The 15,298-nt window shown below is 73.5% G+C and carries 13 protein-coding genes and 1 pseudogene; 7 read left to right on the top strand and 7 right to left on the bottom strand.

The window, feature by feature from the left end:
* Window positions 1-80 precede the first annotated feature (80 nt).
* Window positions 81-1,127: a neutral zinc metallopeptidase gene (locus tag ACWEN6_RS16895; RefSeq protein ID WP_452571018.1), complete on the top strand. Its 1,047-nt coding sequence runs from the start codon at window positions 81-83 to the stop codon at window positions 1,125-1,127.
* 172 nt (window positions 1,128-1,299) lie between these two features.
* Here the strand turns inward: ACWEN6_RS16895 and ACWEN6_RS16890 are convergent, their stop codons facing one another.
* The 7 genes from ACWEN6_RS16890 to ACWEN6_RS16860 all read right to left on the bottom strand — a co-directional run bounded on the left by ACWEN6_RS16890 (window position 1,300) and on the right by ACWEN6_RS16860 (window position 9,533).
* Entirely contained in the window at window positions 1,300-2,940 is a 1,641-nt protein-coding gene (locus ACWEN6_RS16890) for a bis-aminopropyl spermidine synthase family protein (RefSeq protein WP_452571017.1), read from the bottom strand.
* Between the two features lie 239 nt (window positions 2,941-3,179).
* Window positions 3,180-5,024, bottom strand: coding sequence for a S9 family peptidase (locus ACWEN6_RS16885; RefSeq protein ID WP_452571016.1), 1,845 nt, complete (start codon window positions 5,022-5,024; stop codon window positions 3,180-3,182).
* A 65-nt stretch (window positions 5,025-5,089) separates the two neighbouring features.
* Window positions 5,090-6,811 (bottom strand): FAD-dependent monooxygenase, encoded by a 1,722-nt coding sequence (locus ACWEN6_RS16880; RefSeq protein ID WP_452571015.1) that lies wholly within the window; start codon window positions 6,809-6,811, stop codon window positions 5,090-5,092.
* A 193-nt stretch (window positions 6,812-7,004) separates the two neighbouring features.
* Window positions 7,005-7,283, bottom strand: a complete 279-nt coding sequence (locus ACWEN6_RS16875) for a PqqD family protein (protein ID WP_452571014.1) — start codon at window positions 7,281-7,283, stop codon at window positions 7,005-7,007.
* A 12-nt stretch (window positions 7,284-7,295) separates the two neighbouring features.
* Window positions 7,296-8,756 (bottom strand): StsB family radical SAM/SPASM domain sactipeptide maturase, encoded by a 1,461-nt coding sequence (stsB, locus tag ACWEN6_RS16870; protein ID WP_452571013.1) that lies wholly within the window; start codon window positions 8,754-8,756, stop codon window positions 7,296-7,298.
* Window positions 8,757-8,865: 109 nt separating this feature from the next.
* A complete protein-coding gene (locus ACWEN6_RS16865; protein ID WP_452571012.1) occupies window positions 8,866-9,135 on the bottom strand; it encodes a StsA-related sactipeptide RiPP in 270 nt (89 codons plus the stop codon).
* A gap of 146 nt (window positions 9,136-9,281) precedes the next feature.
* Window positions 9,282-9,533 carry a LuxR C-terminal-related transcriptional regulator gene (locus ACWEN6_RS16860; RefSeq protein WP_452571011.1) on the bottom strand — a complete coding sequence of 84 codons (252 nt, stop codon included), beginning with the start codon at window positions 9,531-9,533 and terminating at the stop codon, window positions 9,282-9,284.
* Between the two features lie 352 nt (window positions 9,534-9,885).
* Here ACWEN6_RS16860 and ACWEN6_RS16855 point away from each other — a divergent pair, with 352 nt between their 5' ends.
* The 6 genes and pseudogenes from ACWEN6_RS16855 to ACWEN6_RS16830 form a co-directional block, all read left to right on the top strand.
* Window positions 9,886-10,158, top strand: a complete 273-nt coding sequence (locus tag ACWEN6_RS16855) for a StsA-related sactipeptide RiPP (protein ID WP_452571010.1) — start codon at window positions 9,886-9,888, stop codon at window positions 10,156-10,158.
* 198 nt (window positions 10,159-10,356) lie between these two features.
* Complete coding sequence (locus ACWEN6_RS16850) at window positions 10,357-11,304, top strand: ABC transporter ATP-binding protein (RefSeq protein ID WP_452571009.1); 948 nt, start codon at window positions 10,357-10,359, stop codon at window positions 11,302-11,304.
* A 1-nt stretch (window position 11,305) separates the two neighbouring features.
* Window positions 11,306-12,118 (top strand): ABC transporter permease, encoded by an 813-nt coding sequence (locus tag ACWEN6_RS16845; RefSeq protein WP_452571008.1) that lies wholly within the window; start codon window positions 11,306-11,308, stop codon window positions 12,116-12,118.
* A gap of 68 nt (window positions 12,119-12,186) precedes the next feature.
* Window positions 12,187-13,356, top strand: coding sequence for a YcaO-like family protein (locus ACWEN6_RS16840; RefSeq protein WP_452571007.1), 1,170 nt, complete (start codon window positions 12,187-12,189; stop codon window positions 13,354-13,356).
* Window positions 13,356-14,954, top strand: a complete 1,599-nt coding sequence (locus ACWEN6_RS16835) for a TfuA-like protein (protein WP_452571006.1) — start codon at window positions 13,356-13,358, stop codon at window positions 14,952-14,954. The genes ACWEN6_RS16840 and ACWEN6_RS16835 overlap by 1 nt, the downstream gene beginning before the upstream one ends.
* 141 nt (window positions 14,955-15,095) lie before the next feature.
* Window positions 15,096-15,298 (top strand): annotated as a pseudogene (locus ACWEN6_RS16830) (hypothetical protein); the annotation flags it as partial.

Raw genomic sequence — 15,298 nt, 5'->3', positions numbered from 1 at the left:
CCCCGGTGGACGGCGCTATCTCGTTATATCGGTAATGCTGACCGCCATTTCGTAATAAACGGCGCTTAAACTTCGCGATCATGCGCCGTCTCCTCCCGCTGCTGGTCGCGTGCGTCCTGCTGGCGGCCGACGCCGTGCAGGCGGTGCCGGCGTGCCCGCCCGTGCCCGCTTCCGCCCGGCCGCCGGAGACCGTCCCCGCCGCCGCACCGATGCCCGCGCCCGCGCCTTCCCCCGCTCCCGCCCCCGCCCCCGCGCCGGTGACGGGGACGGGGACGGTGATCCTGGCCGGGACGGCGCCGGGGACGGAGTCCGGGACGGCGAGGGCGATCGCGGGGCCGGCCGCGGGGCCGGCTGCGGGCGTGACGGTGGCCGCCGCGCCCGCCCGGGTGCCTCTCGCGCGGGCCGAGAAGCGGGAGTCGGAGACGATCTTGCCTCCACGCGGCCGGACCGCCGCGGTGGGCAACCCGCTGTACGCCGTCGCCAAGGCGCGGGGCGGGTGCCGCATCCCGGCGATCCGAGCGGGCCGGTGGCCGTCGGTCGAAAGGTACATGGAGGCGGTCGCCTCCTGCCTGGACCGGGTCTGGGCGCGGCAGTTCGCGCTGGCGAGGATCTACTACACGGTGCCCCCGCGCCGCTTCGTCCGGCACCGGGTCCGCGACCGCGACTGCGGGCTGATGCCCGCCAAGGGGGCCAAGGGCACCTACTGCGACCAGACCCGGACCTTCTACGTGATCGTCGAGCGGTACGACCTGCACCCGGCGGCCGCCGCGGATTTGGCCGAGGTGGTCGCCCACGAGTACGGCCACCACGTCCAGAACATGGCCTACATCTCCGACTACATGGGCGAGGCCTACGACGACGCCGGCTCGCCGGCCAAGCGGGACACGGTGAACAGGCGCCTTGAGCTGCAGGCCGAGTGCTTCGCGGGCGTCGGCATCGGGGCCCTGCGCCGGTCGATGCCCTCCTGGGCGCTGTTCCGCTCCATCTACCAGGGCACGATCTCCGACCGCGCGGTCCAGGACCACGGCGCCATGCCGACACAGCTGCGCTGGCTGCTAAAGGGCTACCGCTCCGCCCGCGCGGGCGCCTGCGACACCTGGTCACCGCCCAAGCGCGAGGTCACCTGACCGCCGCCGTGTCCACCCCACCAGCGCCCGGGCCGCGCGCACGGCCCGGGGCACGATCGGCCCGGGGCACGATCGGCCCGGCGCGTACGCGCCCCGGCGGGCACGAGGGGATAAGGCCGGCACGGGGGATGGGCATCAGGCGAGGACGGGGGATCAGGCGGGGACGCGGGGATCAGGCGGGGACGGGGGCGCCGAGTGAGGCGGCCACGGCCGGGCGCAGGTCGCGCAGGCGGTGGAGGGGCAGTTCAAGGACGCTCACCTCGCCGGCCCACGGGGCGGCTTCGCCGATGACGGCTCTGGCCTGCCTCTTGGTGAGCTCGGGACGTGCGCGGATCAGCCCCTCGCGCCAGGTGTTGGCGAGCTTGCCGTGCGCGTTGTCCAGGATGGCGCGCAGCAGGCGTCCCGTCGCGTCCGCGGGCGGGTCCACCCGCACGGCGTCCAGGACGGCGCCGCCGGCGGTCAGCCGGTAGACCGGGGACAGCGGCTCCGCCAGCGCGTCGAGATCGCGCGGCGGCTCGGCCAGCCGGACCCGCACGTGGCCGGCGCGGGTGGCCAGCAGGAGGCGGGGGAGCGCGGCCTCCAGGCCGGGAGGCACGAAGACGGCGGCGCGGTCGTGAGCGGCGGCGTACGGCTTGGCCAGCCAGGTGGCCAGGCGGGCACGCGGCGTGCCGGGGAGCACGTCCTTCGGCCAGTCGCCGACGAGCACCCCCGGCTCGAAGCCGGGACCGGGATCGGCGGCGCCGCCGGCGGCCGGGCGGGACTCGACCGACTGGGGGCCCTGGGTGTAGATGCCGGTGCCGTAGCGGTCGACCCGGGCGGCGACGGCGGGCCGGGTCTTGGTGGTGGGGCGCAGGATGTACAGGTCGGCGGCCGAGCCGATGGCCTCCGCGCCGAAGTAGCGGTTGAAGTCGGGGTAGACGGCCTCGTAGCAGAGGTTCAGCTCGTGCAGGGAGTTCTGCACCTTCAGCGCCAGCATCGGGGTGCGCTCGCTCGCGCCGTAGGCGAGCAGCACGCGCCCCTCCTCCGGCTCGCGCAGCCCTTCGACCGCCCGGGCGACGAACAGCCCGACGCCCTCGGGAGTGTAGGGCGGGTCGGTGAGCGCGAGGTCGGCCTGGCCGCGGGCCGCCGGGGGCAGGCCGAGCCGCAGATCGGCCCAGAGGGTGCGGACGGTGAAGCCCAGGGCCTGCGCCTGCTCGTCGATGTAGGCCAGGATGCGCTCGTCGACGTCGGCCACCGTGACCTCGGTGCCGGGGTGGATCATCTTGACCGCCAGCGAGGTCAGGTCGTGGTCGCCCACGCACAGCAGCCGCGCTCCCGGCAGCCAGAACCTCGCCCCGAGCAGCAGCGCCCTGCGCACGACCGTCTCCGGCGTCGCGGCCACGTGGTCCAGCACGTGCCGCCCCCGGGGAGCCCCCGCGACGAGCTTCTCCAGCCGCTCGACCACCTGCCCGTACCGGGGAAGCAGATGTTCCACCGGATCGGCCGGCCCGAGGCCCGCGGGGGAGGACCGGGCGCCGGGGTGGGGCACGCCGGGCGTGTGGGGCACGCCGGGCGTGGCCGCGGCGGGGTCGTCGTCGAGCAGGGCGCGCAGATCGCGGATCTGCCCGGGAACCAGGCGGAACCGCTCGCCGGACCGTTCGGGCGACACCACCCGCAGCAGCGCCTCGACGCCGCGCCGGGAGGTGGCGGTGGCCCGGACCAGGTCGGCGAGCGTCCACCACCCGCCCTCGCACAGCAGCGCCAGCGCCCTGCGGTGGCGCCTGGCGTCCACCCCCGCGCCGGCGAGCAGCCCGGCCACGCCTTCTCGCTCCACGCCAGGACTCTACCGGCCTCCCGCCCGCCTCCGGGCACCGCGGATGGGCACCGTGGACCGTGGCCGCACGCCTGCGGGCCCACGCCGGCCGCCGCCCGCCCTCCGGATCGGCGGTCCGAGCGCCCGGAACGAGAAGATGCCGTAGATCGGCCTGCCGGCTCCGCGTCCCGGTGATCGGCCGGTCGTGGGTGTGGGCCCCGTGGGTCCGCCTATGCCAGATGGCGGGCCCGTGGGTCCGCCTATGCCAGATGGCGGGCCAGGAAGCGCTCCACGGCGGCGTAGTAGGTCTCGCGGTTCTCCGGCCTGCCCAGGCCGTGGCCCTCGTCCTGGAACAGCAGGTACTCGTGCGGCACGCCGTTGGCCCGCAGCGCGGCGACGATCTGCTCGGCCTCCTCGCGCGGCACGCGCACGTCGTTGGCCCCCTGCGCCACCAGCACGGGGATGGCGATGTCGCCGGCCCGCGACAGGGGTGAACGCTCCCAGAGCATCTCGCGCTCGGTCGCGGGATCGCCCACGTTGGCGTGCATGAAGGACATGAGCGGCCGCATGTAGGCGGCCCCTCCTGCCAGCAGGGTCAGCAGGTTCGACGGGCCGCACAGGTCGACCGCGCAGGCGAACGCCTCGGGGGTGAACGCCGCCCCGGCCAGCGCGGCGTACCCTCCGTAGGAACAACCCATGATCGCGACCCGGGAGGCGTCGATGGAGCCGCCGGCGGCCAGATGGCCGACCGCGTCGAGCAGGTCGGTGTGCATCGCCCCGCCCCACTGCTTGGCGCCCAGGTTCAGGAAGTCCTTGCCGTACCCGGACGAGCCGCGGAAGTTCACCTGGACGCAGGCGTAGCCCCGGTCGGCCAGCCACTGCGCCTCCTCGTCGAACCCCCACGAGTTGCGCGCCCACGGCCCGCCGTGCACGTTCACCACGGCGGGCAGCCCCCGCCGCACGGCGCCGGCCGGCCAGGTCACGTAGCCGTGCACCTCGACCCCGTCGCGTGCGGCGAACACGAACGGCTCCATGGCGGAGAGCCGGTGGCGCGCCAGGCCCGGCTGGTGGTCGGACAGGAAGCGCAGGCGGCCGTCGGCCTGGTCGAACAGGTAGAACCCGACCGGCCGGTCCGCGGACACCACGGTGACCGTCCAGCGCCGGTCGGCGCGGTCGGAGCGGTCGACGGAGATCTCGCCGTCGACGCCGAGCAGCGCGAGCTCGCCGCGGATCCGGTCGATCGCCTTGGCGTAGTCCTCGTCGAGGAACACCCGTTCCTCGCGGTCCTTGCCCAGCACCACCGCCTGCGGCACGCGCGTCGCCGGGTCCATCTCGACCCGCCTGACGTCGTAGACCGGATCGCCGGCGAGCAGGGTGCGCCGCCCGGTCGCGGCGTCCACTGCGAACAGGCGTGAGGCGTTGGCCCCGACCGACGACAGCAGGTAGAAGGTCCGCCCGTCGCGGGAGTACCCGGCGATGTGGGTGCCCATGGCGTCCTCGCGCGGCACGTCGAGCCAGGGCGCCGCCTCGCCCCCGCCGGGGCCGGACAGGTGGATGGTGGAGCTTCCGTCGGGGTTCATGGCGGTGCCGCCGCGGATCCGCAGGCCGGTGTCGATCTCCCAGGTCAGGTAGCCCGGGTTCGCCGCGATCTTGGTGAGCCCGCCGGTGGCCAGGTCCAGCCGGTAGACGTCGTGCAGGTCGCGCCGGTCCTTGTTCAGCCCGACCAGCATCGTGCCCGGGTGCCACCGGTTGTGCGCCAGGACGCGGGCCTGGACGCCGTCGAACGGCGTGACGCAGCGTTCCTCGCCGGTGCCGAGGTCGACCAGGTACAGCCGCCAGCTTTCGTCGCCGTCCTGGTCGCGCAGGTAGAACAGGGTGCGGTCATCGTGGCAGAAGCCGCAGGCCCGGATGCCCCGCCCCCGGTCGCGGGTCACGGGCTTCGCCTGGTCCGGGGCGTCCGCCGGGCCGACCCACACGTTCATCACGCCTTCGTCGGGCGCGAGATGGCGCAGGAGGGTCCCGTCGGGGGAGATCACGGGCGCCACGTACACCGGATTGCCGAACAGCAGGTCACGGGGGATGCCCGCGGCGGTCTCGGGGCTCATGTGGTCTCTCCCATCACAGCGTCCACAAGTTCACTTCGTTCATAGTGTTCACACGTTCACATGGTTCACGCGGTGCTCACGTGGTCGCCGGCCGACGGCACGTTCTGGCCGCGGCCGGAGGCCGGCGGGCGCCCGGACAGTGCGGGCGCGGCCCCGGACCGCCGCCATCCGGCCAGCCCGGGGTACTGCGCGATCGCCTGCTCGGCGGTGAGCGGGGCCCGCGGCCTGCCCATCGCCGGGCGGGATGGCGGAGAGGAGTCCGCGTCCGCCTCGATCAGGGTGTGGGCGCGGAAGAACGCGGCGGCGAGCTCGGGGCTGTCCAGCGCCGCCCGGGCCATGAGGGCGCCGACCTGGCGCTCGAACGCCGTCGCCTCCCGGCGACCTCCCTGCCCGTGACCTCCCTGCCCGTGACCTGCCTGCCCTTGGTCTGTCCGTTCGGGTCCCGTCTGCTCGGGTCCCGTCTGCTCGGGTCCCGTCTGCTCGGGTCCCGTCTGTCCGGGATCTGTCTGCTCGGGTCCCGCCTGCCCGGGACCTGCCTGCCCGAGGTCCGTCCGCTCGGGTTTCGCGTGCCCGGGGTACGTCCGTCCGGGACCTACGCGCCGGGGGGCTGCCCGGTCAGGTCCGGTGTCCCCGGAGGCCTCCCGGCCGGGGCCGGCGTGCCGGGCGTCCTGTCCGGCCGCCATCCGCCATGACCGGTCCGCCTCCGCCGCCACGGCGGCCTGCGCCTCGCGGCAGACCGACGGCCCGATTCCGCGCCGGGCCAGCTCCGCGTCCAGCCGGAGGGCGCTGAGCGCGGCGACCGACATCCCGTGCGAGTGGATCGGGTTGACCGCGGTGACCGCGTCGCCGATCGCGAGGAAGCCGTCGGGCAGGGCCGCGCGCTCGTAGAAGCGCCGCCGGTTGGCCGTGTCGCGGTAGGGACGGACGGGGCCGGCGGGCTCTGCCGCCGCCATGAGTTCGGCCACGATCGGGCTGCGCAGCGAGCGCGCGAAATCGGCGAACTCCCGCTCGCCGGTCGGCGGCTCGCCGCCCCGGGTGCCGGTCAGGGTCACGATCCACCGGCCGCCCTCGATGGGGTAGAGCGTCGCCCCCTGGTCCGGCCGTCCCGGCGCCGGGCGCGGGTGCAGGACGATCGCCGGCATCGCGGCGGCGGGAGCGGCGGGGTCGGCCGGGGCGTGGTAGAGCCGCGTGGAGTAGGCCAGGCCCGAGGCCACCGCCTCCTCCTCGACCGGCGGCGCGCCGAGCTCGGCCAGCCACCGCGGGGCCCTGGACCTGCGCCCGGTCGCGTCGACCACCAGGTCCGCCCTGATCGTCTCGGCCGCGGCGCCCTCGCGCCGGACGCGCACCCCGGTGACCCGGGTGGCGTCGCCGGTCAGCCCGAGCGCCTGCGTGCCCGCAAGGACGCGGACGGCGCCGCCGGCCAGCGCCCGGCGCCGCACCACCTGGTCCAGCAGCGCCCGGCTGCACGAGATGAGGTAGGACTCGGTGTGGTGGCGCCGGTACCACCCCTCGGCGGTGAGGATCAGCGCCTCGCCGGGCAGGCTCCGGCGGTGCGCGCCCCGGGCGTACAGCTCCTCCAGCGTCCCGGGGAGCAGCGTCCGCAGCGCCCGCGCGCCGCCGGTGACCAGCACGTGGGTGTGGTGGGCCTGCGGCAGTCCGCGCCGGGGGCCGGGGCCGCTGGGGTAGTGGTCGCTCTCGACCAGGATGACCTCGCCGGCGTGCCGGGCGAGCACGGCGGCGGTCAGCACTCCCGCGAAGCCCCCGCCGAGGACCACCGCGGTGGTCATGGAACGGGAGCCGGCGCGGCGGACCGGACGTGATCCCCGACGTGGTCCGCGACAGGTTCCCTAACGTGGTCCGCGACGTGGTCCGCGACGTGGTCCGCGACAGGGTCCCTGACGTGGTCCCCGACGGGGGAGCGGACGGGGGACCGGACGGCGATCCGGGCCGGGGTGCCCCGCGCCGCCGCGGCCGGGCGGCTCACGACAGGCGCTCTTCGATCAGGCCGTTCTCGATCATGGAGCCGATGAACTCGTGCACGTCCACCAGGATGCGCCTCAGCATCCCGGTGTTGCCGCCGGCGAACTCGCCCGACAGCTTGGAGACCACCGGCTCGCGCGCGCCGTCGCTCGCGACGAGCATCCAGATGCGGGAGCCCGTCTCGTTCAGGGTACGGAAGTCCCCGGTCTCGGTGTGGTACAGCGAGACGCCGTCCGCGGTCTCCTGCCACACCACCGCTTCACTGATCTGGAGTGTCACACTCCACCTCCTCTACACCGGTGTGATGGAAAGCAGCTCGCCCACCTTGACGGCCCCGGGCGAGACGGGCACGTAGCCCTTCCAGTCGTCGAAGACCGGGTGGACGTCGTCGCCGGCGACCATGCGGGGCGTGGTCATCTCCAGGTCGTTCGCGGCCAGTTCGGCGCGGCCGACCCCGGCCTCCTGCCAGAGCTGGGTGACCACGCCGTGCCGCAGGATCCGGCACAGGTGGCGGCTGTTGCGCCGCAGGTCGCCCGACTCCGACATGTGGGCGGCGCGGCAACCTCCGCCGCAGGATGCCTTGATGTAGCACTTCGCGCAGTCGGAGTGGTAGTCGCCGCCGAACACCGTGCTCCTGCGCATCCCCCCGAGGACGGGACTGGCGAAGATCTCCGACAGCGGCCGCTGCCGGACGTTTCCGGCGAACTCCGCACGCCCGGTGATGAGCTTGCACGGGTAGACGTCGCCGAGGGAGTTGATGTAGATCTCGTTGCCGCCCATGCCGCAGTTGCCCTTGACCGAGCACGGGGTCACGATGCGCGGCCCGTCCGGCTTGAGCTTGCCGGCGACCGGCGAGGTCCAGGCGATCTGCTGGATCCTCAGGTGGTCCTCCCAGCCGAAGTCGTAGTCGTCACCGGTCCCGCGGCCGAGCTTGTTGTGGTACATCAGCCGGATGCTGTGCACCTCCAGGCCGTCCATGAACGTCGCGAACTGCTCCAGCTCCTCGACGTTGTCGGAGGTGACGATGTGGTTGATCCTCGGCACCACGCCGGCGTCGTTGAGCAGCCGCAGGGCGCGGTGGGTCCGGTCGAAGGAGCCGGCGCCCCGGGTGCGGTCGTGGGACTCGGCGGTGCCGCCGTCGACGCTCACCGTGACGGCGTCGAAGAGCTCGGCGAACCGCCGCGCCAGCGCGGGCGTTCTGATCATCGTGGCGTTGCTGATGATGTTGCACTTCAGGCCGAGCGACTTGGCGTGCTCCACGATCTGGAACAGGTCCTTGCGGAGCATCGGCTCGCCGCCGGTGAAGATCAGCACCTCGGCCCCGAAGTCGGCGATCTGGGAGACCAGGTCGAGGGACTCGGCGGTGTCGAGCTCGCCCGGCAGGCACTTCTCGGAGGAGGCGTAGCAGTAGGGGCACCGCAGGTTGCACCCGTCGGTGATGGCGTAGTAGGCCGTGCGGAGCGGCGCCTCCCTGATCCTGATCTCCGGGCGGTTGCCGTTGTAGTAGACGACCCAGTTCAAGATGAGCTTGGCGAGGGTCCGCTCGGTCTCGGCGGAGTCCTCCAGCGGCGCCGGCTCCCCGTCCGCCCCGGGACGCGCCAGGGCCCGCAGGACGGCGAACTCGCGGGCGGAAAGGACGCACCGGCCGCCTGCCTGCGGGTTGACGACCAGGTGGTCCGCGCCGTTCACGAAGTAGGTGAGGTCTTGCGGCACGTCGAACAACGCGCGGTTTCCCGCCAGCTTCCCGGGCATCCGGGCTCCCTTCACGTCCGCGACCGCGGGTGCGGCCCCGGTCCCTGCTCCGGCGCGGTGCGGCCACCGGAGGCGGGACCGCCGGGGCCGCACCGCCGAGTCGTCCGGGCTAGTTCTGTCCCGATCCCGACCAGAGCCCGCAGGCGCAGAGCATCGCGGCCTCGAAGCCGTGCTGCGACGCCTCCGGCCTGTCCCACTCCCCGCCTTCCAAGGAGTGGGCCAGGACCTCGGGCAGGATCGCGGGAATCCGGTTCTTGAGCGAGATCAGCAGCTCGGTCTCCTCCTGGCTCAAGGAGGCGAAGGCCCCCTGGAGGTCCTCGGGCACCGGGCCGCCCAGGATTCCGGCCTCGCGCAGCGCTTCCCTCGGGTCGAAGGCCATGCCTTCACCTCTCTATTTAGAGGAAATTGGGTGTGGCTCGAGTATGTCCGCGAATGAGACGGGCGATACAACCCCACGATCGTGGGCATATCACCGCCGCTCGCGGGCGCGGCCCTAAAAGGCCGGACGGCGCGGTGTATTCACGTTCACGAGCCCCCGGAAATCGTTTCCAGACGGCCGGTCTCGACGGCGCGCGGCGGCCAGATCCCGACACGCAGAAGCTCGTGAACATAGGAATACGCCACGAGCTGGCTTCGGTTGCTGCAGGCGAACCGGTCGAGTAGCTTGCTGATCCGCTCGGCCACGGTGTACCTGCTCAGGCGCATCTCGCGCGCGATTCTCGTCGTCGTGTACCCACTGGCCAGCAGGACGACCAGCGATCTGTCGCGATCGTCCATCAGGCCATCGGAAACATGTTTCATGAGAAGTCCCGGATCGAATCGCCTTGACCGCGAGGCGCCCTGGTGGGGGCCTCTGGCCTTGACGCTAGAAGGGCACGGTTAATCATCGGTATGGCGTAACCATGCGGCCGGTTGATTCCCCAGGTCCGGGGCCGCGCCGGGGCGCCGTCCGACCGGCCTGCGGAGAGCGCCCCGGGCCACTTCTATGGAGAGGTGGCGCGGTACCGTTTCCCTTTTCCCTTACCGTCGAACGGGGAATACGCCCACGTTCGTGGGGTTGTGCCGGCCGCGGGGCGCGAGGCCATACTTCACCTGCAGTCCAATTCGCACCCGATGGAAAGGGGGAGGCATGGCCTTCGACCCGCGGCGAAGTCTGCGAGAAGCCGGAATCCTGGGCGATTCACCGGCTCCGGGACTTGAGGCGGCATTAGCCACCTTGACCGAAGAAGAAGCCAATCTGCTCATTTCACTCAAGAACCGGGTTCCCGGGCTCGTGCCCGAGGTGCTGGCCCACTCCCTGGACGGCGGATGGAACAGGCCGGAGGCGGCGCAGCACGGCTTCGAGGCCGCGATGCTGTGCGCCTGCGGGCTCTGGTCCGGATCGGGTAACGCCGAGAACTAGCCGGCGGATGCGGCCCCACGCCCCGATCCGGCGGCCCGCCCGCCGGATCGGGGCCGGGGCCGCGCCCGTGGCGGCGCCTTCGGCGGCGCCCATGGCCGGGCCCATATCGAAGGCCGCCAAGGGACCGACGCCCGGCTGCCGGGCGATGAACGCGTCTGCCGCGCCGGAACGGCCGCGGCGAAGGGCGGAGTGATGGCTATGGCTGTGTCGAGCGACGTGGTGACGGCCGAGAACCTGACCAAGCGTTATCCACGGCGCGACAGGCCGGCCGTGGACGGCGTCTCCTTCGAGATCGCCCGGGGCGAGACCATCGGGCTGCTGGGCCCCAACGGCGCCGGGAAGACGACCCTGATCAAGATGATCTGCGGGGTCACCACCCCCACCTCCGGCCGGCTCCGGGTGTTCGACGCCGACCCGGCCCGGCAACCGGTCGCCGCCAAGACCAACATCGGGGCGATGCACCAGTCCGGTCCATTCGACATGATGCTCCCCGCGATCGACAACCTGCGGATCGCGGCGCGGTTCCGCGGCCTGAGCTGGCGCGAGGTCCGGCAGTGGACGATGGAGGTGGCCGAGTTCCTCGGGCTGAAGGACGTCCTGTCCCAGCTGTGCTTCCAGCTGTCGGGCGGTCAGCGGCAGCGGCTGCAGCTCGTCCGGGCGCTGATCACCCTCCCCCGGCTGCTGATCCTCGACGAGCCCTCAGCCGGGCTCGACGTCGCCGGACGCCACCAGGTCGAGCGGTTCGTGACCTGGCTGCGCGAGGAGCACGGGGCGACCGTGCTGTGGACCAGCCATCACATCGACGAGCTGGAGCGCAACAGCCAGCGCGTCATGGTCGTCGACCACGGGCGGGTGCTCCGCTTCGCCAAGCCGCGCGAGCTCGTCGAGGAGTTCGGCAGCACCCACATGCTGGTGACCGTCGAGGACCCCGAGGCCGGCCGGGCCGTCGCCGCCTGGGCGGAGGCGGCCGGGTTCGCGGCCACGGCCGAGGACGCGGCGGTGCGCGTCCACGGCGCCCGCGTGCAGGACGTGCTTCCGGCGCTGTCGCGGCACTGCCAGGACGCCGGCGTCGCCATCTCGGGCGTCTCCACCGCCATGGACTCGCTGGAGAAGGTGTTCCTGCGGATGACCGAGAACGAGGGGTGACATGAGCGCCGAGCTGACCTTCCACAATGTCCCCCCGGCCCCGACCGCCAAGGCGGCCGACCTGTTCGCGGTGCTCTACCGCGAGTACGCGCTGCTGGCCCGCAACCGGGTGAACCTGGTCCTCAGCCTGTCACCGATGCTGGTGTACCTGCTGCTGGTCAACACCTCGCTGAGCAACCTCGTCGGGGTCATCGACTACAAGGGCGTCCCCCTGCGGTTCGCGATCTTCCTGCTCCCCATGGTGCTGGCGATGTCGGTGGTCAGCGCCGCGGGCACCTCGGGCATGGCGCTGTTCCAGGAGGAGCTGAGCGGGGTCGCGACGCAGCTGTGGTCCTACCCGATGCGCCGCTCGCGGTTCCTGCTCGGCAAGCTGCTCGCCGGGGTGTCGCTGGTGCTGGGGCAGAGCCTGGTCGCCCTGGGCGTCGCCGTGCTCATCTTCGACTTCCCCTTCCACGCCGAGGGCTGGGCCGGCCTGCTGGCCGCCCTCACGCTGGCCTCCATCGCGATCAACGGGCTGTACCTGGCGGCGGCGATCACCATCAGGGACTTCCAGACCTTCATGGTGGGCACGAACGTGTCGCTCCTCGTGCTGGTCTTCAGCGCGCCCTCGCTCTACACCGTCGACAGCATGCCGACCGTGCTGCAGTGGGTGTCGGTGGTCAACCCGCTCACGTACGCGATCAACGGGATGCGCGACGCGGCGGTGTTCGGCTTCGCCGCCGCGTGGCAGAACCTGCTCGTGCTGGCCGTCATCGCCGCCGTGAGCTACGCCGTCGCCGGGCGCGCCCTGCTCGCCCGGGCGAGCAACATCTGACCGGGCGAGCCCGCGGCGGCCCCGCCGTCGCGGGCTCGCGGGCCGCCACCGTGGACAGGGGCAACAGCATGCGGACCGGCACAGCCTCCCTCTCGTGGATCTTCTCGCAGTCCGACCGGGCCAAGGTCAGGCTGCCGGGCACCGACAGGGCACACGACCCCGCGGACACCATGGCGATGGCCGCCCGCGCGGCGCGCCAGGTGGGCGTCACCAGGGTCGCCGACATCACCCGTCTCGACACCATCGGCATCCCGACGTTCCAGGCCGTCCGCCCGGCCGCCGCGACGCTCGCGGTGTCCCAGGGCAAGGGCATCACCCCCGAGCTGGCCCGGCTGTCGGCGATCATGGAGTCGGTCGAGCTCTGGCACGCCGAGCGGCCCCTCACGCCGGCCGTGACGGCGGCCCCCCGCGACGTCGGCGAACGGCTGGGCTACGACGTCCGCGACCTGCCGCGCTGTGAGCCGAGCGTCCTGCACGACGGCCTGCCGGTCGACTGGGTGACCGCCCGGTCGCTGGTCGACGGCTCGGAGACGCTCGTCCCCCTGGACACGGTGGCGCTCTCGCTCGAGCGCAGGACGGGGTGGAACCCGCCGGCGTTCTTCGCCTCCTCCAACGGGCTGGCCAGCGGGAACACCCTCGTCGAGGCCATCTTGCACGCGCTGTACGAAGTGGTCGAGAGGGACGCCATGACCGCGGCGCTCACCGGCGGCGGCGACATGGGCGTCCGCGCCGACCCGCGGTCGCTAGGCTCGCCCGTGGTCGACGGGCTGTGCTCGATGATCGAGCGGGCCGGGGTCCGCCTGGAGGTGAGGTCGGTTCCCTCGCCCACCGGCCTTCCGTGCTTCCTCGCCCGGATCACCTGCGAGGACTACCCTCCGGCGTTCACCGGGTTCGGCTGCCACCTCAGCTCCGAGATCGCGCTCACCCGCGCGGTGACCGAGGCGGCGCAGACCAGGCTGGGGTACGTCTCGGGCGCGCGGGACGACCTGGACGCCGGCTTCAACGACGCCCCCGGCCCGAAGCCCGCCGCGCGGCCCGCCGCGGACCCCGCCGCCGAGGCCGTCCCGGCGCTCACGGCGCACGAAAGCCTCGTCGACGACCTGGAGGACGTGGTCAAGCGCGCCGCGATCGCCTTCTCCCACGCGCCCTTGGTGGTCGACCTGACCCACGAGGACATCGGGGTCCCGGTGGTCAAAGTGGTGGCGCCGGGAAGCCGCGTCCGACCGGAGGTGATGTAGTGAGCGCCAAGGTGGTCGTCTACGCCGGACCGACGATCTCTCCCGACGAGATCCGCGACGTCGTCCCCGGAGCGCGGGTGCGCCCCCCGGTGGCCCGGGGAGACCTGCTCGCCGAGGACTGGGCCCGCGGCGACACCGCCGTCATCATCGACGGCTACTACCGTGAGCGGCTGTCGGTGGGGCACAAGGAGATCCTCTGGCTGCTCGGCGAGGGCGTCGAGGTCATCGGCGCGGCCAGCATGGGCGCGCTGCGGGCGGCGGAACTCGGCCCGTACGGCATGCGCGGCGTCGGGACGGTCCACCGGATGTACGCCACCGGCGAGGTCGACGGCGACGACGAGGTCGCGGTGCTTCACGGGCCCGCGTCCCTGGGGTACCCGGCCGGCACGGTCGCGATGGTCAACATCCGCTACGGCTGCCGCGAGGGGGCCAGAACGGACCTGGTCCCGGCGGCGATCGGCGAGCGGATCGTGCGGGCGGCCAAGGAGCGGCCCTTCGCGCACCGGACCTGGCGGGAGATGGGGGAGGCGCTCGGCCCGGACGCCGGCGACGCCCTGGCCGCGCTCGAGCGCATGATCGGCTCGGGGGAGTGGGACCTCAAACGCCGCGACGCCCTGTCCGCACTCAGAGCCGCCGCCACCCCTCCCGCCGCCACCTCACCCGGCTCTATCCCGCCGGCCGTCACCCCGCCCGGCTCGATCCCGCCGGCGTCCGTCTCCGCCCTGCCCGCATCCGCCCAGGCCATGACCGGCCCGCCCGCGTCCGGGGGGCCCGTGTTCGCGTCCGTCCGGCCCGCGTCCGCCGCGTCCGCGTCCGGCAGGCCCGCATTGACGTCCGTCCCGTCCGCGTCCGGAGCGCCTGGAGCCGCCCGGCCGGAGCCTGAGGCGCCCGGTGCCGCCGGCGACCGCCGTCCCGAGCGGGCCGTGTCCGGATCGCCCGGATCGCGGGTAGCGGGGGCCGTCCTGACCGGGATCACCCACAACGAGGTGCTGCGACGGCGCTCCCGGCGGGAGTACGCGCCGGGCCGCTGGATGTCCGACCTCGACCTGCTGACCGCCGGCCGGCTGTTCGATCCCGGCTACCCCGCGTTGCACGAGGAGGTCCTGTCCGGGCTGCTGCGCGACTTCGCCGGCGAGAGCGGAGCCGCCCTCGAGGCGTACACGCGCGCCCGGCTCGGCGTCGCCGAAGGGGAGGACCTGCCGCCGAGCCTGGCCGCATGGCTCACCCACGCCGAGCCGGCCGCCCTCCCCGTCGCCGAGCTGCTGCGGCTGGTCATGGTGCGAGTGTGGCCGGTCTGGCAGTCGGCCGACTGGCGGCCCGCCGTCCTGTCGCACGTCCGGGACACCGGCCGCCTGCGGGAGTGGGCCGACACCGTGGCCCGTGCCGACGAGGCCACCGAGCGGTCCCGCGGCCGGCTGGTGGTGCCGCCGCCGGAGATCTCCGGCAGGATCTTCCTGCGCCACTGGCGGCGGGACGGGTCGTCGGCGCAGGTCGAGCTGGCCAGGCGGGGCTACAACAGCGCCGAGGAGCTCGGCCGCGCCACCCGGAGGTTCTTCGCGCTGGACGTCCAGAGCGGGCGACGTGCCACCGGCGCCTGACGGTGGCGCTCCCCGGCCGCCACGCCCCCCGGCCGGCGGCCCAGGGGAGCCACGTCCCCGGGAGTCACGTTCCCGGGAGTCGCGTTCCCGGGAGTCGCGTTCGGCGGCCGGCGGCCCGCCGGGGCGGGTGAGGAGGCGGAAATGACCGCGACGACGCAGGAGCAGGCGTTCGACCCGGCCGCGCCGCGGCACGTCCCCGACCCGCACGCGCTGTTCCACCGCATGCGGGAACAGGCCCCGTTCCACCGCCAGGTGGGCCCGTCGAGCGGCCGCGTCTTCTGGTACCTGACCAGGTACGCGGACGTGGGGGGCGCGCGGCCCGACCCCCGCGGCGGGCGCCCGCG

The organism is Sphaerisporangium sp. NPDC004334 (assembly GCF_053602655.1).
Note: the sequence above shows the minus strand (reverse complement) of the source record. Positions and strands in the feature narration are given on the sequence as shown.